The organism is Rhodococcus rhodochrous (assembly GCF_900187265.1).
Taxonomy (GTDB): Bacteria; Actinomycetota; Actinomycetes; order Mycobacteriales; family Mycobacteriaceae; genus Rhodococcus; species Rhodococcus rhodochrous.
In genome coordinates this window covers 1-19264 of record NZ_LT906450.1, presented here as the reverse complement: position 1 = coordinate 19264, position 19264 = coordinate 1, and the positions used below count along the sequence as shown (strand labels likewise).

The 19264-nt window shown below is 66.4% G+C and carries 18 protein-coding genes; 9 read left to right on the top strand and 9 right to left on the bottom strand.

The features are described from left to right. Positions 1–105 precede the first annotated feature (105 nt). The 5 genes from gyrB to dnaA form a co-directional block, all read right to left on the bottom strand. Positions 106–2142: a DNA topoisomerase (ATP-hydrolyzing) subunit B gene (gene gyrB, locus CKW34_RS00095; RefSeq protein WP_059381955.1), complete on the bottom strand. Its 2037-nt coding sequence runs from the start codon at positions 2140–2142 to the stop codon at positions 106–108. A 215-nt stretch (positions 2143–2357) separates the two neighbouring features. Beyond that, the gene (locus tag CKW34_RS00090; RefSeq protein ID WP_059381954.1) at positions 2358–2930 is read right to left on the bottom strand and encodes a DUF721 family protein; all 573 of its coding nucleotides are present in this window, start codon (positions 2928–2930) and stop codon (positions 2358–2360) included. Further along, a complete protein-coding gene (recF, locus tag CKW34_RS00085) occupies positions 2927–4159 on the bottom strand; it encodes a DNA replication/repair protein RecF (RefSeq protein ID WP_059381953.1) in 1233 nt (410 codons plus the stop codon). The genes CKW34_RS00090 and recF overlap by 4 nt, the downstream gene beginning before the upstream one ends. Positions 4160–4181: 22 nt before the next feature. Further along, positions 4182–5366, bottom strand: coding sequence for a DNA polymerase III subunit beta (gene dnaN, locus CKW34_RS00080; protein ID WP_059381952.1), 1185 nt, complete (start codon positions 5364–5366; stop codon positions 4182–4184). A gap of 501 nt (positions 5367–5867) precedes the next feature. Beyond that, a complete protein-coding gene (gene dnaA, locus CKW34_RS00075) occupies positions 5868–7547 on the bottom strand; it encodes a chromosomal replication initiator protein DnaA (protein ID WP_410458054.1) in 1680 nt (559 codons plus the stop codon). Between the two features lie 639 nt (positions 7548–8186). Here dnaA and rpmH point away from each other — a divergent pair. From rpmH to CKW34_RS00025, 9 genes are all read left to right on the top strand, one after another. Continuing rightward, on the top strand, positions 8187–8330 hold the full coding sequence (rpmH, locus tag CKW34_RS00065) for a 50S ribosomal protein L34 (RefSeq protein ID WP_006550910.1): 144 nt from the start codon (positions 8187–8189) through the stop codon (positions 8328–8330). A gap of 20 nt (positions 8331–8350) precedes the next feature. Further along, positions 8351–8746 (top strand): ribonuclease P protein component, encoded by a 396-nt coding sequence (gene rnpA, locus CKW34_RS00060; protein WP_080968211.1) that lies wholly within the window; start codon positions 8351–8353, stop codon positions 8744–8746. Then, complete coding sequence (gene yidD, locus CKW34_RS00055; RefSeq protein WP_080968210.1) at positions 8743–9033, top strand: membrane protein insertion efficiency factor YidD; 291 nt, start codon at positions 8743–8745, stop codon at positions 9031–9033. The genes rnpA and yidD overlap by 4 nt, the downstream gene beginning before the upstream one ends. Before the next feature lie 69 nt (positions 9034–9102). Then, complete coding sequence (gene yidC / locus CKW34_RS00050; RefSeq protein WP_059381948.1) at positions 9103–10191, top strand: membrane protein insertase YidC; 1089 nt, start codon at positions 9103–9105, stop codon at positions 10189–10191. Between the two features lie 23 nt (positions 10192–10214). Next, entirely contained in the window at positions 10215–10763 is a 549-nt protein-coding gene (locus CKW34_RS00045) for a Jag family protein (protein WP_059381947.1), read from the top strand. A 109-nt stretch (positions 10764–10872) separates the two neighbouring features. Continuing rightward, a complete protein-coding gene (gene rsmG, locus CKW34_RS00040) occupies positions 10873–11553 on the top strand; it encodes a 16S rRNA (guanine(527)-N(7))-methyltransferase RsmG (protein WP_059381946.1) in 681 nt (226 codons plus the stop codon). Positions 11554–12178: 625 nt separating this feature from the next. Beyond that, positions 12179–13150, top strand: a complete 972-nt coding sequence (locus CKW34_RS00035; RefSeq protein ID WP_059381945.1) for a ParA family protein — start codon at positions 12179–12181, stop codon at positions 13148–13150. Next, positions 13147–14355 carry a ParB/RepB/Spo0J family partition protein gene (locus tag CKW34_RS00030; protein ID WP_095091996.1) on the top strand — a complete coding sequence of 403 codons (1209 nt, stop codon included), beginning with the start codon at positions 13147–13149 and terminating at the stop codon, positions 14353–14355. The genes CKW34_RS00035 and CKW34_RS00030 overlap by 4 nt, the downstream gene beginning before the upstream one ends. A 58-nt stretch (positions 14356–14413) precedes the next feature. After that, positions 14414–15103 (top strand): hypothetical protein, encoded by a 690-nt coding sequence (locus tag CKW34_RS00025; protein WP_059381985.1) that lies wholly within the window; start codon positions 14414–14416, stop codon positions 15101–15103. A 105-nt stretch (positions 15104–15208) separates the two neighbouring features. On the opposite strand, the gene CKW34_RS00020 is transcribed toward CKW34_RS00025, so the two are convergent. The 4 genes from CKW34_RS00020 to CKW34_RS00005 form a co-directional block, all read right to left on the bottom strand. After that, positions 15209–16387 (bottom strand): N-acetylmuramoyl-L-alanine amidase, encoded by a 1179-nt coding sequence (locus tag CKW34_RS00020; RefSeq protein ID WP_059381944.1) that lies wholly within the window; start codon positions 16385–16387, stop codon positions 15209–15211. A gap of 135 nt (positions 16388–16522) precedes the next feature. Then, entirely contained in the window at positions 16523–16852 is a 330-nt protein-coding gene (gene trxA, locus CKW34_RS00015) for a thioredoxin (RefSeq protein WP_006550900.1), read from the bottom strand. A 46-nt stretch (positions 16853–16898) separates the two neighbouring features. Continuing rightward, positions 16899–17864 carry a thioredoxin-disulfide reductase gene (gene trxB / locus CKW34_RS00010; protein WP_059381943.1) on the bottom strand — a complete coding sequence of 322 codons (966 nt, stop codon included), beginning with the start codon at positions 17862–17864 and terminating at the stop codon, positions 16899–16901. Positions 17865–18064: 200 nt separating this feature from the next. Further along, positions 18065–19264, bottom strand: a complete 1200-nt coding sequence (locus CKW34_RS00005) for an NADH:flavin oxidoreductase (protein WP_059381942.1) — start codon at positions 19262–19264, stop codon at positions 18065–18067.

Below are 19264 nucleotides of genomic sequence, written 5' to 3'. Positions count from 1 at the left end.
CTTCCACGTTTCCGGTGGCAGACATCCGAACCCCCGCTGTGAGTTACAGCACAGCGGGGGTTCGGATGCGGATTCGGTCTCCGCATCGAGCGGAGCCGACGGCGATCAGACGTCGAGGAAGCGGACATCCTTCGCATTGCGCGTGATGAAGCTGCGTCGCGCCGCGACGTCCTCACCCATGAGGACGCTGAACAGCTCGTCGGCCGCAGCGGCGTCGTCAAGGGTCACCTGACGCAGGACGCGGACGCTCGGATCCATGGTGGTCTCCCACAACTCCTTGGCGTTCATCTCACCGAGGCCCTTGTAGCGCTGGATGCCGTCGTCCTTGTTGATCTTCTTGCCGGCCTTCAGACCCGCCTCGAGCAGGACATCGCGCTCGCGGTCGGAGTACGCGAACTCCGGCTCGCTGCGCTGCCACTTGAGCTTGTACAGCGGCGGCTGCGCCAGGAAGACGTGGCCTTCCTCGACCAGCGGCCGCATGAAGCGGAAGAGCAGTGTGAGCAGCAGCGTCGCGATGTGCTGACCGTCGACGTCGGCGTCGGCCATCAGGACGATCTTGTGGTACCGCAGCTTCGAGATGTCGAATTCCTCGTGGATGCCGGTACCGAACGCCGTGATGATCGACTGGACCTCGGCGTTCTTGAGGACCTTGTCGATGCGGGCCTTCTCGACGTTGATGATCTTGCCGCGCAACGGAAGGATCGCTTGGTACATCGAGTCGCGACCCGACTTGGCGGAGCCACCTGCGGAGTCGCCCTCCACGATGTAGATCTCGCACTTGCTCGGGTCCTTCGACCGGCAGTCGGCGAGCTTGCCTGGCAGACCACCGATGTCGGTCGCGCTCTTGCGGCGGACGAGCTCGCGCGCCTTACGGGCGGCGACGCGGGCGTGCGCCGACGACACGGCCTTGGTGACGATCGTCTTCGCATCGGCCGGGTTGGCCTCGAACCAGTGCGAGATGTGCTCGTTGCACGCCTTCTGCACGAAGGACTTCACCTCGGTGTTGCCGAGCTTGGTCTTCGTCTGGCCCTCGAACTGCGGCTCACCGACCTTGACGGAGATGATGGCCGCGAGACCCTCGCGGATGTCGTCGCCCGTGAGGTTCGGATCCTTCTCCTTGAGGAGCTTCTTGTCCTTCGCGTAACGGTTGACGACCGTGGTCAGCGCCGCACGGAAGCCTTCCTCGTGCGTGCCGCCCTCGTGGGTGTTGATGGTGTTGGCGAAGGTGTGGACGGATTCGGAGTAACCCGAGTTCCACTGCATCGCGACCTCGAGTTCGTGACCGGTGCCCTTGGCGGTGAACCCGACGACCGAGTTGTGGATCGGCGTCTTCGTGCGGTTGATGTGGCGCACGTAGTCCTCGAGACCACCCGGGTAGTGGTAGGTGCGGACCTTGACCTTGTGCACCTCGGGCTCGGCGGCCTCGACGGCCTGGTCCTCGGCGGTCTTCGGTGCCTCGGCGGTCTCCGGGACGTCCTCGTCGGTGACCTCTTCGGGCGCGACACGCTCGTCGGTGAGGGTGATGGTCAGTCCCTTGTTGAGGAACGCCATCTCCTGCAGGCGACGCGCGACGGTCTCGAAGTTGAACGTCGTGGTCTCGAAGATCTCCGGGTCCGGCCAGAAACGGACGGTGGTACCGGTGCGCTTGGTGGCCTCGCCGCGGATGAGCTCGCCCGGCTTCGAGGCGGTGTACGTCTGCTCCCAGTGGTAGCCGTCGTTGTCGATCTCGACCTCGAGGGTCGTGGACAGGGCGTTCACCACGGAGATACCGACACCGTGCAGACCGCCGGAGACGGCGTAGGCATCGGAGTCGAACTTGCCGCCGGCGTGGAGCTGGGTGAGGACGACCTCGACAGTGGGGACGCCGGAGGCGTGCATACCGACGGGGATACCGCGACCGTCGTCGACGACCTGGACGCCGCCGTCGGCGAGGAGGGTGACCTCCACCTTCGATGCGTATCCGGCCATGGCCTCGTCGACGGAGTTGTCGACGACCTCCCAGATCAGGTGGTGCAGGCCACGCTCTCCGGTGGAACCGATGTACATACCGGGGCGCTTGCGCACCGCCTCGAGACCCTCGAGGACGGTGATGGACGACGCACCGTACTCACTCTTGTTGTTGTTCGACTTCTGGGCAGCCACGGGTGGGTAGCTCTCCTTCTCCGATCGGCCCCGCGCACGCGCGCGACGCATTCCTGTCCATCCTACGTGCCCGCGAGCCTTGCGCCGGGGTGGACACGAAAGCGGGTGTTCCGCACCGCTGACGTCCCCGTAGCGGCCCCTTTGCGACCCGGACAGCGTGATTTCCTACGCGCTCCGATTTTCGCCCCTCGTACGGCCCGGGAGCGAGCCCGGGATCACCCGTAGGTGTCGCGTGGTCCGCGGCCGCGGATGTGGCGTTCGCCCTTCCGCCAGCTCGGAGCCGTCGGGCCGGTGATCCGCAGTTCCTTCACCACCCCGTGTCCCACGGCCGCGGCGATCTTGGCGAGGATCTGCGACTGCATCATCCGCAGCTGGGTGGCCCAGGCCGTCGACTCGGCCGAGACGTGCAGGATGCCGTCGCGCAGCCTGGTCGGCTGGGCATGACTCGCGATGTCGTCGCCGACGACCCGTGCCCAGCTCCCCATGACGGTGCCCTCGGACACGTGCGCCGACCAGCCCCGTTGTTTGGACAGCGACTGCGCGAGCGATCCGAGGGGCTGGGGATCGCGGTCGTCCGGACCGGGCCCCGACCAGCCACGACGTCGGCGTTTGGGGCGCAGCGGACCGCGCGACGCGCGTCCCTGACCGACGGCCTTACCGCTCGCCTTCGCGGCGGCCCGAGCCTCCTCGAGCGCACGGCGGGCGAGATCGATGCCCTTCAACTCCGGCTCGCCCGCGCTGCGCTCCGGTCCGGCATCGCGTTCGGGACCTGTGTGTTCGTCGTTCATCCGACCTCCCCGGTGATCGGGTCCGTCTCCCGCTGCACCGATCCCAGCACAGAGATACGACCATCTTCGGTGTCCTCGGCATGCACGGGGAATCGGGCGCCGTTCAGCTCGGCCGGCACGTCCTCCGGCACGGCAGCCGTGATCAGCACCTGTTCGGCCGTCGTGGCGACCTCTGCCAGGGCGGACCGGCGGCGTCGATCGAGTTCGGCGAAGACGTCGTCGAGCATGAGGACCGGATCGGTGCCGTCGGTGCGAAGCAGGGCGAACGCCCCGAGCCGCAGCGCGAGCGCGAACGACCACGATTCTCCGTGGCTCGCATAGCCTTTCGCGGGTTCGGTACCGAGCATCAGGTCGAGATCGTCGCGGTGGGGCCCGACGAGGCAGACACCGCGTTCGACCTCCTTCGACCGCACCTCCGCGAGGCGCTGGAGGAAGACGGTCTCGAGAAACTCCCGATCGTCCGGCGCGGGCGTCCGGGCCGGGTCGGAGAACTCCGGCGGCAACGAGTCGGCGAGACTGCTGCGATAACGCAGGCTCGCCGGACGGGACTCGGGTGCGATCGACCGATATGCCTCGGAGACGTGCGGAGCCAGCTCGTTCAGCAACGCGATGCGTGCGGCGAGCAGCTCGGCTCCGTGGGCCGCGAGATGGCCGTCCCACACGTCGAGGGTCGCCAGAGCGCTCGCCCCGTCGCTCGAGCGGCTCCCGCGCCGCAGTGCTCCACCCGCGGTCTTGAGCAGGGCGGACCGTTGGCGGAGCACCTTGTCGTAGTCGGCCCGCACCCCGCTCATCCGCGGGAAACGCGTGCTGAGCAGTTCGTCGAGGAACCGCCGGCGATCGCCCGGGTCGCCGCGCACGAGCGACAGGTCCTCCGGGGCGAAGAGCACCGTGCGGAGGATGCCGAGGATCTCTCGAGGACGACGGGCCGGCGACTGGTTGATCCGCGCCCGGTTCTGCTTGCCCTCGTTGATCTCGATGTCGATTCCGAGCTCACGACCGTTGTTGACGACCAGCGCACCGGCGAACGCCCGCGACGTGCCGGCCCGCAGCAGCGGACCGTCGGAGGACACCCGGTGCGACGACAGCGTCGACAGATAACCGAGGGCCTCGAGCAGGTTGGTCTTCCCGTGCCCGTTGCGCCCGACGAAGACCGTCGCCCCCGGAGTGAGGTCGACGGAAACCGTTCTCCACGAACGGAAGTCGCGCAGCGAGAAGGTGCGAACGTACACGGGGGTCCAGTCTCGGGGCCGGTCAGCCCGGCAGGCGCACCGGCATCAGCAGATAGGTGTAATCGCTGTCCGGAGCGGCGAACGTACCCGAGGAGTCCGGCACGGGCTCCTCGTCCAGCGCCGGCCGCAGCACGGCCGGACGACTCGAGGTGGTGAACCCGAACGAAACCTTGTCGGTGTGCAGCGACGTGAGTCCGTCGAGCAGGTAGCCGGGGTTGAACGCGATGATCAGCGGCTCACCGAAGAACTCCGCGGGATGGGATTCCTCGGCACGACCGGCATCGTCGCCACCGGCCGACAGCATCACGCTGCCCTCGGTGAACTCGAGTCGGACCTGTGCACCGCGCTCGGCGACCAACGCGACACGCTTGATCGCGTCGACCAGCGGCGCGATCTCGACGGTCGCCATCGCGGTGTGCTCGTTGGGGAGCAACTGGCGGAACTTGGGGAATTCGGCGTCGAGCAGGCGCGTGGTGGTGCGGCGCCCCTCGGCGACGATGCCGAGCAGACCTTCGGCGCCCACCGACGACCCACTGCCGAGAGCGAGCTGGACCGGGGAGTTGGACGAGCCGCCAACGGTTTTCGCGGCCTCGGAGAGGGTCTTGGCGGGCACGAGCACGGCCGAGCTGGTGGACTCCGCGGTGGGCATCCACTCGAGCTTGCGCACCGCGAGACGGAATCGGTCGGTGGCCGCGAGCACCATGTCGGTGCCCTCGATCTCCACCCGGATGCCCGTGAGCATCGGGAGCGTGTCGTCCTTGCCGGCGGCGACGGCGACCTGGCTGATGGCCTCGGCGAACAGATCGCCGGAGAGCGAACCGGTCTGCTGCGGGAGCGCGGGCAGCTGCGGGTAGTCCTCCACAGGCATGGTGGGGAGCGAGAACTTGGCGCTACCGCATGTGATGAGCACGCGGGTGCCGTCGAGCACGACATCCACAGGCTTGTGGGGCAACGCGCGGGTGATGTCGGCGAGCAGCTTGCCGGACACCAGCACCTGACCGGGGGTGATGACCTCGGCCGAGACGTGGACCTGCGCGGATACCTCGTAGTCGAAGCCCGAGACCGTCAGCCCGCGCTCGTCGGCTCCGAGCAGGACACCGCCCAGGACGGGAACGGGGGGTCGCGATGGAAGGCTTCGGGCAACCCATGCAACGGAATCAGCGAAGTCCTCGCGAGGCACACGAAACTTCATACTTCCCAGCTCCATCGCCCGGTGGATCCCTTCGATCGTGGTCTCGACAAGTCTACGAAGTCTGTCACAGAACCCCGACACCGATGAGGCGGAGCCGGGGGATGCGGGTCCACGTTATGCCTTCCCTCGCTGCTTGGAAAGCCGGGAGGCTCGAGGGGTGAGCCTCACTCGAGGGCCTGTGGACCGACGCTCTCCACACACCTGTTTTGAAAGAAGATTTCTGAAGAGAACTCACAGAAGTAGTAGTAGGGCCTGTGGAATCTGTGGACGAACGACCGTCTAGGCTGGTGGGGCGACGTTCTCGAGGGGGTCGAACTCGAGGATGAACTCGAGGAGTTCTCGAGGACGAATGTGGATTCCTCGAGACTGTTCATTCTTTGTCCACCGTTCGTCCACAAAGATCCCACGTTCTGCACACCCTTGTCCACAGGTGTGGGGACCGGAAATTTCTCGAGATACGGGACAGGGAGCGCCCTGTGGACGCTCCCTGTGGATGGAAACTCGAGGCTCGAGGAATCAGCGCTTGGACCGCTGCTTGATACGCGCGGTGAGCTCCTGCACCTGGTCGTAGACCTTGCGACGCTCGGTCATCTCCTTGCGAATCTTCTTGTCCGCGTACATGACCGTGGTGTGGTCGCGACCGAAGGTCTGCCCGATCTTCGGCAGCGACAGATCGGTGAGCTCGCGGCACAGATACATCGCGATCTGGCGGGCCTGCGCCAGCGGTCGTGCCTTTCCGGGCCCGCACAGGTCGTCGATCGACGTTCCGAAGTACTCCGCGGTCACGGCCATGATCGTGGCGGCATTGATCTCGAGAGCCGAGGAATCCGGCATCAGATCACGCAGCACGACCTCGGCGAGAGTGAGATCGAGCGGCTGCCTGTTGAGCGACGCGAAGGCCGTCACACGGATCAGGGCACCCTCGAGTTCGCGGATGTTGCGTTCGATCCGGCTCGCGATCAGCTCGAGCACGTCGTGCGGCACGTTCAGGCCGTCCATGCGTGCCTTCTTCGACAGGATCGCGATGCGCGTCTCGAGTTCCGGGGGCTGGACGTCGGTGATCAGTCCCCACTCGAACCGGGTCCGCAGTCGTTCCTCGAGCGTCGCGAGCTGCTTGGGCGGCCGGTCGGACGAGACGACGATCTGCTTGTTGGCGTTGTGGAGGGTGTTGAAGGTGTGGAAGAACTCCTCCTGGATACCTTCCTTGCCCTCGATGAACTGGATGTCGTCGACGAGCAGGATGTCGGTCTCGCGGTAACGCCGCTTGAACGCGACCTTGCGGTCGTCGCGGAGGCTGTTGATGAAGTCGTTCGTGAACTCCTCGGTGGAGACGTACTTCACCCGCATACCCGGGAAGAGCCGCTGTGCATAGTGGCCGGCGGCGTGGAGCAGATGGGTCTTCCCCAGTCCGGAGGCACCCCAGATGAACAACGGGTTGTAGGCCCGCGCCGGGGCCTCGGCGATCGCCACCGCCGCAGCGTGTGCGAACCGGTTCGACGCACCGATCACGAAGGTGTCGAAGGTGTACTTCGCGTTGAGGCTGCTGCTGCCGATGGGCGGCGTCTCGGGCGGCGGGGGCTGGGTGAAATAGGACGGCCACGACTCGCGGACGGCGGTCATCGCCTCCCGGTCGTCGTCGACCTCCTCGAGTTCGCCGTGGTCGGCCTCGAGCATGTCGTGTTCACGGGAGGAGATCAGGCGTCGCCGATAGGCCGCACCCTCACCGGGAAGCATGCCGTCCCGCTGATATCCACCGTCCATGGAGGCGACGGCGTCTGCGGATCCTGCAGGATCCCTGGTCACGGCACCGTCGCGCGGTCCGGTGACCTCGCGGGACATCGGAGGATCGCGGCGCAGATCACGGCTGCGGGGCTCTACCGTGCGCGGATTCACAGGCTGTGCATCGACCGGCAGACCCTCGAGGGGCAGCGTGTCGCGGGGTTCGGCGTAGGGATCCTCGGCGGGGTCGTCCACGCGTTCCCGCGGTTCGACGCGCACACCGAGACCCTCGACCCGGTGACCGAGGTGCCGGTTGAGGGTGCGGAGGATGGGTTCGCGCAGGTCACGTTCGATCGACTGCTGGGCGAGTGTGGAAGGTACCGAGAGCAGGGCGAATCCCTGTGCGAGCGTGATCGGTTTGACCAGCGCGAGCCATGCCTTCTGGCTCTTCGTCAGTACTCCGTCGTCGATGGTCAGCTCGGATACGACGTCCGTCCACACATCGGCCAGCGCGTTCGGCTCGTCGCTCACGCAGCTTCCCTCCCTTTGATCACCGGTTTTCCACACGATTATCCACAGGTGTGGACAACCGGGGGAATCACCCGGTGGATGTGTGGATGGGAGGTGTGTATTCGCTCAGCGGGCTCGTCGGCCCGGGCGGTCTGCGGGGATCAGTGTGACACACGGTGCGACGCGATCCGACTCCGTGTTCGGTGAACGCGCCCGGAGGAGCTGCGCGACGGCGCCCGACGAGGCGTGGGGCAGCGGGCCGTCACCGGCCCGGCACATCGTCGTCGGACGGAGCGTGACGCGGGACTGCACAGGTAGTCGCGATGCGCCGTCGAAGACATGGCCCAAAGCGTACCCGAGCTGTGCCCTGGATCACATACCTTCTCGGCGAGTAGTTTTCGCCGAATGCGTCCGGCGTGTCGCATTGATCGCCGCTGTTCGTCGCGGTTTGATTTCGCGCCCGCGTCCGAGTAGCCTCGAACAGTCACTCATACCGAGGTGACGGGTTCGTCCTGCTCGAGTCGAGCAATCGAATCCTGCGAATTCACGTACACGTTGGACGACGGTGCTTCCGCGCCGTCGCAGAATTATCGAGGAGTGTCGACCGTGGCCAAGGGCAAGCGGACGTTCCAGCCGAACAACCGACGCCGCGCGCGCGTTCACGGCTTCCGTCTCCGGATGCGCACCCGTGCGGGTCGCGCGATCGTTTCGGCGCGTCGCCGTAAGGGCCGCGCTTCTCTCACCGCCTGATTCCCTAACGGGAGCTCGGGGTGCTACCTGAGCCGTATCGACTGCGGCGCCACTCGGATTTCTCGGACACCGTCCGCCGAGGGCGTCGTCAGGGGCGGCGGGATCTGGTCGTTCACGTTCTCGAACGCGATCGCACCGAGTCCTTGGTGAGTGTCGGCGGTCCGCGTTTCGGACTGATCGTGAGCAAGGCTGTCGGGCCGGCGGTGATTCGACATCGAGTCGCACGCCGGCTTCGTCATATCTGTGCAGGTCTCGTCGAGGCTCTGCCCTCCGAGACCGACATCGTGCTGCGCGCACTACCCGGCGCCGCCACCGCGGACTCCCGCGAGCTCGACAAGCAGGTGCGGTCGGGCCTCGCCCGCCTCGGACTGCTCGACGCTGCTGCTCCCGCCTCGCGTGGGAGTGCTCGCACATGAACGAGCCCGAGCGGAGATCGTGGTGGCGGTCCCTGCGGTCTGCCCCCGCCCGGGCATTGATCTTCTGTATCGAGCTCTATCGCACCTATGTGTCGCCCACACGGATGCCGACCTGCCGATTCACCCCGACCTGTAGCGAGTACGCCGTGGAGGCGCTGCGCACGCGGGGTGTCGTCGTCGGTTCGGTCCTGGCAGTGGTGAGACTGCTCAAGTGTGGTCCCTGGCACCCTGGTGGGTGGGATCCGGTACCCGAACGGAAACATCGGTCGTCCCCAGTGGGTACCTGACCGGAGCCGAGACCCGAGACCGACGCCTCTTCGTGGCGATCATGGACGACCAGAGGAGTACATAGAGCCGTGCTCGACTTCATCTACTATCCCGTGTCCTGGATCCTGTGGGTCTGGCACAAAGTGTTCTCGTTCGTGCTGGCACCCGACAGCGGTTGGGCATGGGCGCTGTCGGTCGTGTTCCTCGTGTTCACGCTGCGTGCGATCCTGTACAAGCCGTTCGTCAAGCAGGTCCGCACGACCCGCCAGATGCAGGAACTGCAGCCCCAGATCAAGGCGCTCCAGAAGAAGTACGCCAAGGATCGGCAGCGCCAGGCGCTCGAGATGCAGAAGCTCCAGAAGGAGCACGGCTTCAACCCCTTGATGGGATGTCTGCCCGTTCTGCTGCAGGTTCCCGTCTTCATCGGCCTGTTCCACGTGCTGCGGTCGTTCAACCGCACCGGCACCGGTGTCGGTCAGCTCGGCCTGAGCCCCGAACAGAACGCCCAGCTCGGCAACTACGCGTTCAGCCCGGAGGACGTCCAGTCGTTCCTGAGCGCTCGCCTGTTCGGTGCTCCGATCTCGTCGTGGATCACCCAGCCGATGGCCTCTCTCGAGGCGTTCGAGCCGTTCGGCGGCATTCCGACGCGCTGGCAGATCGCCGCCGTCGCGGTGCCGCTCATGATCGTCGCCGGCATCGCGACGCACTTCAACGCTCGTGCCTCGGTCTCCCGTCAGAGTGCCCAGGCTGCCGCGAACCCGCAAGCCGCGATCATGAACAAGCTGGCCCTGTACGTCTTCCCGCTCGGTGTGCTCGTCGGTGGTCCGTTCCTGCCGATCGCCGTCATCATCTACTGGGTCAGCAACAACATCTGGACCTACGGACAGCAGCACCTCGTCTTCCGCCGTATCGACAAGGAGGAAGGGGAGAAGAAGGCTGCGGCTCTGGCCCGCCGGAACGAGAACGCACCGAAGCCGGGTGCTCGCCCCGACAAGTCCAAGAAGAAGGGCTCGGCCACCGCGCCCGATGCCCTCGATGCCTCGGTCGACGAGACCGGTGAGGTGTCGCTGCAGAAGGACTCCGCGGCCGGCGACGAATCCCCCGCGGCATCGAAGTCCGGTGCGTCCACTCCCAAGCCGGGCAGCCGTCCCAAGAACTCCAAGCGCAAGCGGCGCTGACCGAAGTAGAAGAGAGCTGAAACATGGCCAGTGACCTGGACAAGGTGGAAGAGGACCTCGCGGTGGCACCCGAGGAGAGCGACGCTGCGGCGGATGCCGATCTCGATGACGACGACTATCTCATCGAAGAAGGCGAGATCGCCGGCGACTACCTGGAGCAGTTGCTCGACGTTCTCGATTTCGACGGCGACATCGACCTCGATGTCGAGGGTGACCGCGCAGTCGTGAGCATCGACGGCGGCAAGGATCTGACCAAGCTGGTGGGTCGCAACGGTGAGGTTCTCGACGCTCTGCAGGAGCTCACCCGTCTCGCCGTGCAGCAGGCGACCGGCGAGCGCAGCAAGCTCATGCTCGACATCGCGGGATGGCGTGCGGGCAAGCGCGCCGAGCTCTCTTCGCTCGGCACGTCGGCCGCGAAGCGTGTGCTCGAGACCGGCAAGCGTGAAGAACTCGAGCCGATGACGCCGTTCGAGCGCAAGATCGTGCACGACGCCGTCGCGAAGATCGACGGTGTGTCCAGCGAGAGCGAGGGTGCGGAGCCGAACCGCCGTGTGGTGATCGTCAAGGATTGAGTCGGCCGCGCCGACCGAAGAGGGACTCTGCGTCGTCAGGGTCCCTCTTCGCCTTTTCGTACTGATGCTGTGGGCCCCGATGTTGTTTCGGGTGAGCCGACAGGAAAGGATGTTTCACGTGGAACAGCACGAGGCGGAACTGTCGGCGGTCGCGCAACGGGTATTCGGGGATCGGATCGAACTTGCCGAGCGGTACCACCACTCGTTGTCGACGGCAGGTGTCGAGCGGGGACTCATCGGCCCGCGCGAGGTGCCGCGCCTGTGGGAACGACACATTCTCAACTGCGCCGTGGTCGGCGAACTCATCCAGGACGGTGAGACGGTCGTCGACGTGGGAAGCGGCGCCGGACTGCCGGGTATTCCTCTTGCCCTCGCCCGCCCCGATCTCCAGGTCACTCTCGTCGAACCGCTGCTGCGCCGCACCGTCTATCTGGCGGAGTTCGTCGAGTCCAACGGGATCGAGAACATCCTCGTGGTCCGTGGCCGTGCCGAGCAGCCGAGTGTCCTCCAGGAGGCCGGCGGCGCAGACGTCGTCACCTCCCGTGCCGTCGCCCCTCTCGCCAAGCTCGCCAAGTGGTCGCTCCCCCTCGTTCATGAGGGCGGCCGGATGCTCGCGTTGAAGGGTTCGTCCGCTCGAGAAGAGATCGACCGTGATCGCGATGAACTCGCACGCCTCGGTGCCGGCAATCTCGAGGTGCTCGAGTGCGGAGGTGATCTCCTGCCGACACCCACGATCGTCGTGAAGGCCGAGCGGATTCCGCGGCCGGCGCGGCGTCGCAAGAAGCGCTGACCGAATCGGTCGGCGCGACGATCGCCGCAACACCCTCCCCTCCCTACCGGGTCGGGAGGGTGTTGTCGTTTCCGAGACATTTCTGTTTCGACTCGAGGAATCTACTCGAGTACTTTTCCGGTTCGAAACGGTCGTTTCGGACGTTGTCACACCAGACCCAATCACCCCAGGGAGTTTCGTCACTGTGATGTTTCTGGTTCTTATGGTCGACTCGCGATGAATTACCTTCCTATGCAATGGAATTGGCATTATTCAAGGTGAATTACGTTGGGGAACAACGTGTCTCCACCCGGGCATTCACTGCTTGCAACTCTCCGTGTCTGGAGTGCGCACTGTTTCACGTGAAACCATCGAGCCCCTCCTCCGTCTGTTTCACGTGAAACAACTCCCCGCGCCGTTTCACGTGAAACGTCACCCGGCCATGTCGCCGACGGAACCTAGAATGCGGATGGGATACTGAACCAACCGAGAATGCGTGCGCGTGGTCGGGAGGCCGGGGACAGCTCCGGGCCCCCGGGAATCGCATTCTCTCTTCGGCGCCTCGACCCGGTCTTCGAAGTCGCGACCGGGAAGCGACGAGGATGTAGCGTGCGAACCGAGCGGATCTACGTGTAAGGAGTGTTCTATGACGGGTGGATCTGAATCCGCTGTTTCACGTGAAACCGGAGGCGTCGAGGACGACTTCTCCCCCGTACCCTTCGACGGTTTCTCCACCGTCGACACCCCGATCGGTGCGGCGGCTCATCGCGCCACCCAGGTCCTCCACCCGAGCGACGCCAACTCGTTGCCCAAGCCGCGCGAGCGTCGCGTCTTCACGATCGCCAACCAGAAGGGTGGGGTGGGTAAGACCACCACGGCGGTGAACATCGCCTCCGCGCTCGCCGTGCAGGGACTGTCGGTTCTCGTGGTCGACCTCGATCCGCAGGGCAACGCAAGCACCGCGTTGGGCGTGCCGCATTACTCCGGTATTCCCTCGAGCTACGAGATCCTCCTGGGCGAGATCAACGCCGCCGAGGCCGTGCAGCAGAGCCCGCACAACGAACGTCTCTTCTGCATCCCCGCCACGATCGATCTCGCGGGCGCCGAGATCGAACTCGTCTCGATGGTCGCGCGCGAGAACCGCCTCCGGAACGCTCTCACCAAGGAGGCGCTCGGCGACCGCGAGTTCGACTACGTGATCATCGACTGCCCGCCGTCGCTCGGTCTGCTCACGGTCAACGCGCTCGTCGCGGCCAAGGAAGTCCTCATCCCCATTCAGTGCGAGTACTACGCACTCGAAGGTGTCGGGCAGCTCCTGCGCAACATCGAGCTCGTTCAGTCGCACCTCAACCCCGAACTGCACGTCTCCACCGTCCTCCTGACGATGTACGACGGTCGCACCAAGTTGGCCGATCAGGTCGCCGCGGAGGTGCGGGCGCACTTCGGTAGCGCGGTGCTGCGTTCGGTCATCCCCCGCAGCGTCAAAGTTTCCGAAGCTCCCGGTTACGGGATGACGGTTCTCGACTACGATCCTGGATCGCGCGGCGCGATGAGCTACCTCGACGCCGGGCGCGAGTTGGCGGCACGCGGGGCACACGAGAATCAGGGGAACGGATGAGCGCGACACGTAAAGGCGGGCTCGGTCGAGGTCTGGCAGCACTCATCCCCACCGGTCCTCCGGTGGACGCAGAGCAGAAGCCCGCGACCGCCCCGGCCACCGCTTCCACGGCCACTGCTCCCACCACGACCGCGGCTCCGGCCACCCCTGCGCCGGCCAAGTCCGCACCGTCGAAGCCGGCTTCGGGTGGGCAGTCCAAGTCGGCCGCGGCGCGGCGCGCGGGGTCCTCGGTCCTGAACCTCCCGTCGTCCGGTCTGGGCACGGCAGCCGCCGACCTCATCATCGGCGACGGCAGGACGCCGGCGCCCGCGTCCCCGGCGGAGCCGGTCGAGTCCGACGCGGCACGAGCATCCGGGGCGGCAGCCGAGAGCGAACCCCTCCCCTCCCCCACCGGAGCGGTGTACCTCGAGATTCCGATCGACCGGATCGAGCCCAACCCGAAGCAGCCGCGTCAGGTCTTCGACGAGGAAGCGCTCGCCGAGCTCGTCCACTCCGTCCGCGAGTTCGGGCTCATGCAGCCGGTCGTGGTTCGCCGCCTCGAGGGCGACCGCTTCCAGCTCGTCATGGGCGAGCGTCGCTGGCGTGCCGTCCAGGAGGCCGGCCTCGACACGATCCCCGCGATCGTCCGCGACACCGAGGACGAGTCGCTGTTGCGCGACGCGCTGCTCGAGAACATCCACCGGGTGCAGCTCAACCCCCTCGAAGAGGCGGCGGCCTATCAGCAGCTGCTCGAGGAGTTCGAAGTCACCCACGAGGAACTCGCGAGCCGGCTCGGACGGTCGCGTCCGGTCATCACCAACATGATCCGGCTGCTCAAGTTGCCGGTCGCGGTGCAACGACGCGTGGCGGCCGGAGTGTTGTCGGCCGGACATGCGCGTGCCCTGTTGGCGCTCGAGGCCGGTGCCGACGCCCAGGAGGCACTCGCCGCACGCATCGTCGCGGAGGGCATGTCCGTGCGAGCGACGGAAGAAGCCGTCGTGCTCGCCAACCGCAACGACACCCCCGAGGCTCCGCAGCAGAAGCGTCGGAAGCCCATCCAGATGCCCGGGTTGCAGGACGTCGCGGACCGTCTGTCCAACTCCTTCGACACGCGCGTCACGGTGAGCCTCGGCAAGCGCAAGGGCAAGATCGTGGTGGAGTTCGGTTCGGTCGACGACCTCGAACGCATCGTGAAGATGATGGAGTCTCAGACCGATCTTTCTTGACTCCTCGTCGGAGCAGGACAACAGTCTGTAGACGAAGGACGTGGAGGCGAGCTATCCCGTGTCGACCCGAGTATCACCGCTCACGCTGAGTGGGATCGAGCAGTTGCCTGCTCATGCGCGACGGTGCGTGTTCTGGGAGTTGGATCCCACCGCGGCGCCCGACGTACAACACTTCGCCGACCCCGAATTCGAGAAGGAAGCATGGCTGTCCATGGTCCTTCTCGAATGGGGATCGTGCGGCCAGATCGCGACGATCGGCGACAAGGCCGCCGGGTGTGCGCTCTACGCTCCCCCGGGCATGGTGCCCCGCTCGCGGGCCTTTCCCACCGCCCCCGTCAGTGCCGACGCGATCCTGCTGACGTCCATGCGGACGGAACCGCACGCGGACGAGCTGGACGTCGGAGCCGACCTCATCCGCGGTGTCGTGGCCGACCTCGTCCGCCGCAACGTCCGTGCCATCGAGGCCTTCGGGATCCGGCGCACCGCCGACGTGGAGGCGAGCGATGTGCCGCACGCGACGGCCACACTCGGGTGCTCCGACACGGAGTGCATGATCGACGCCGACTTCCTCGAGGACATGGGCTTCGAGGTCGTCGCACCCCACCACCGCTACCCGCGCCTGCGTCTCGAGCTCGACCGCGACCACGAATGGAAGCTCGCCGTGGAGGCCGCTCTCGACCGGCTCCTCGAGGAGTCCTCCCTCACCGTCGAGAGCCTGACCGCAGGTTCGGCGGTCGGCGCCCACTGAGGCGATACGTCCACCGGACGCCGATGCCGATACGTCCACCGACACCGACGAAAAAGGACCGCCCCCGCAGACTCTGCGGGGGCGGTCCTTTTTCGTCGGTGTCGGCTAGTGGCTGTCGGAGATGGACAGTTCCTCGGCGAGCAACTCGGCGAAGGTGTACGTGCCGGTCGGCTGGTCGTCCTGGCCGAGCAGGTACAGCCGCTTCACTGCAATGAGGATCGCCTCGGCGATGGTGTCGCGGCTGCGCGGATCGGCGAGCAGCGCGGCGTCGTGCTCGTTGGTGAGGTAACCGAGATCGATCTGCACCGTCGGCATGTTCGTCAGACGCAGCAGATCCCAGGTGCGGCCGTGGCTGCGGCAGTCCTGCAGGGTCGTGCGGGCGACGATCTCGCGCTGGATGTAAACGGACAGCACCTGGCCGATCATCGATTCGGAACCGTGCGAGTTGCCGTAGTGGAAGCTCGCGATGCCGTTCGCGGCGGGGCTGCGGCTCGCGTCGCACCGCAGCGAGATCATGAGGTCGGCGCCGAACGCGTTGGACGTGCCCGCGCGTTCCACGTCGGTCGGATTCACGTGGTACGGCCGCGACAGGAAGGTCTCCATGCCCGTCGCCGCCATCCGGCCTTCGAGCCGGCGCGCGAGATCCCACAGGATGTCGGCCTCGGAGATCGGGCCGTGGGGGCTCGGCACGATGATGCCGTGGGTGTTGCCACCGAGACCCGGGTCGATGACGATGCGCTTGCCGCTGAGCTGAGGACCGGAGCGGCGCACGATCTCCTCCTCGGAGATCGCGTGGGGCGACCCACCCGACACGCGCGTGCCGAGCAGTTCGAGCGAGCGCAGTGTCTCGGCACCGCAGATGCCGTCGGAGGCGAGTCCGATCTCGCGCTGGAAGGAGCACAGACCCTCGTGGGTCTTCGGACCGAAGTAGCCGTCCACGCGGTCGACGTAGAAGCCGAGATCCTGCAGGCGGGTCTGCAGGGCCGCGACGTCGTCGCCGTAGAGCGGAGCGGAGAGCTGATACATCAGGGTGCGCGCACCGAGCTTGTACGACGCTTCCTTCAGGGAACGGTAGGTCGCGGGTCCCACGATCCCGTCGACGAGAAGACCGCGCTGCTGCTGGAACGCGCGCACTGCTCCGTCGAGTTCACGATCGAATGCGACGTCCGATCCCATCCAGTCGCCCGACTCCTCGGGCTCGTTGTGCAGGAAGCCCAGGCCGGCCAAGGTGCTCCGGATCTCGGCGACCGCCGGACCGTGGTCGCCGTGACGAAGAGGGCGCATGTATCGGGCCTTTCCGTGCTGACCGGATCGGTGCCCGGCGTGAGGGCTGGGCAGCATCGAACGGGGGTTGGATGAAGGATGTGCCCGTGAAGACGGGCTCACGGGCACATCCGAGAGGTTGATCCTGGGACGGTACTACAGGACGTCCGCGAGATCCCGAAGCAACGCCGCCTTGCCCTTGGCCCCCACGATCGTCTTCGTCGGCTTGCCACCGGAGAAGAGGATCATCGTGGGAATCGACATGACCTGGTAGTCACGTGCGGCCGACGGATTGGCGTCGATGTCGAGCTTGGCGACGGTCAGCTTGTCGCCGTGCTCGGCCGCGATCTCCTCGAGAACCGGAGCGACCATCTTGCACGGACCGCACCAGGTGGCCCAGAAGTCGACGAGGACGGGCTTCTCGGACTGCAGTACGTCCTCGACGAACGACGAGTCGGTGATGGTGACGGTGTTCTTGTCGGCCACGGGTGTCTCCTGAATCTCGGGATGGAATGTGGAACGGCTGGTGGGATCAGGCCTCGGCGAGCGTGGGCGCCTCGACCTCACGGTTCGCGACGAGCCACCGCTCCGCGTCGATGGACGCCGAGCATCCGGTGCCGGCGGCGGTGATCGCCTGGCGGTAGGTGTGGTCGACGAGGTCGCCCGCGGCGAAGACACCCGGCACGGAGGTCGCGGTGGACGGCGCCGAGACCTTCACATAGCCCTCGTCGTCGAGGTCGACCTGACCCTTGACGAGCGAGCTGCGCGGGTCGTGGCCGACGGCGACGAACAGACCGGTGACGGGCAGGTCGCTGCGCTCGCCGGTGACGGTGTCCTCGAGGACGAGGTTGGTGACGCTGTTCTCGCCCTGCACCTCGGCGACCTTCGCGTTGGTGACGAAGCGGATCTTCTCGTTGGCGCGGGCGCGCTCGAGCATGATCTTCGACGCGCGGAACTCCTCGCGGCGGTGGATGAGGGTGACACTGCGGGCGAAGCGCGTCAGGAAGGTCGCTTCCTCCATCGCGGAGTCGCCGCCGCCGACGACGGCGATGTCCTGGTCGCGGAAGAAGAAGCCGTCGCAGGTCGCGCAGGCGGAGACGCCGCGGCCGAGCAGCTGCGACTCACCGGGCACACCGAGGTAACGCGGCTCGGCGCCCATGGCGAGGATGACGGCATGGCTGCGGTAGGTCTCGCCGTTGGCGACGACCGTCTTGACCGCGCCCGTGAGGTCCATCTCGTCGACGTCCTCGGTGCGCAGATCGGCGCCGAAACGCAGTGCCTGCTCGCGCATCTGGTCCATGAGTTCGGGGCCCATGATCCCGTCCTTGAAGCCCGGGAAGTTCTCGACCTCGGTGGTGGTCATGAGCTCGCCACCGAACTGCGTTCCCTCGAAGACGAGCGGGGCGAGTTCAGCGCGGGCCGCGTAGATGGCGGCGGTGTATCCGGCCGGTCCCGAACCGACGATGATGAGGTCGTGAATCGTGGGCGAGGTCGTCATGCGGCGGAGCCTTCCGGTTGGGTGATCGGGGGCGCGAGGACTGCGGGCGGTCCGGCCGAAACCGGACGGCAGCCTACAGATACTGTCAACACCAGGGTAAACGGTGTTGTTCCCCTCCCGCCGTGCGTCCCGCCACAGACGCCCTGTACGGACCGGTCGGTCCCCCGACCGGCCCGCCCCCGATGCGAACCGGGACGGTCTCAGACCGCGTCGGGCACGTCCCGCAGCGTCTCGCGGATCACACAACGCGTGCCCGTGTAGATGGTCGGCATGCACTTGTTGCAGTGGATGCACAGACCTTCTCGAGCGGTCTTCTCCTCGAACTTGCGGACGAGATACGGATCACGCAACAGCGCGCGTCCCATAGCGACGAACTCGAAGCCTTCGTCGAGCGCCGTCTCGATGGTGTCGAGCCGGTTGATGCCGCCGAGGAGGATCAGCGGGATCTTCAGTTCCTCCCGGAACTGGCGGGCCATGGGCAGGAAGAATGCCTCCTCGAACGGCAGCTTCGGGAAGATCTTCGGCCCGTAGACCTTCAGTCCCCAGCCGACGACCTTCGGCTGCGACTCCTGGAACTCCTTCATCGGGACGTCGCCGCGGAAGAAGTACATCCCGTTCAGCAGCGAGCTGCCGCCGGTGAGCTGCATGGCGTCGATGGTGCCGTCGGATTCGATGAGCTTGGCCATGGGCAGCGACTCGTCGAGCCACAGACCCTGGGGCACGCCGTCGGTCATGTTGAACTTCGCGATGACGGCCACCCCCTCCCCCACTGCCGTGCGGACGGCCTCGAGCACGCGACGCGGGAAGGCGGTGCGGTTGGCGATGCTGCCGCCGTACTTGTCGGAGCGCTTGTTGAGATTCGGGCTCATGAAGGAACTGAGCAGATAGTTGTGGCCGAGGTGGACCTCGACGGCGTCGAATCCGGCCTCGACGGCCAGGCGCGCGGCGCGTGCGTAGTCCTCGACCACCCGATCGAGCTGCTCGAGTGTCGCGCCGCGGACGAGCCCCATGGCGGGGGCGCTGATGCGTGTGGACGGCGCGAGCGTCTTCATCTTGTTGGAGATCTGGTTGGCGACGAGTCCGGCGTGGCCGATCTGCGCGGACGCCAGACCGCCGGCGGTGTGCACGGCATCGGTGAGCCGGGTCAGGCCGGGGACGGAGTCGGCGTCGAGCACGAGGGTGTCGCGGTGGACGCGGCCGTCGTGGGAGACCGAGCAGTATGCGACGGTCGTGAGGGCGGTGCCGCCGCGGGCGACCTCGGCGTGGAATTCGACGAGTTCGTCGCTGACTGCGCCCCGGGGCATGACGCCTTCGAAGGTCGCCGCCTTGACGATGCGGTTGCGGAGGGTGAGCGGCCCGAGTCGGGCCGGCTCGAACACGGTGGGTCGCGGCGAAGACAT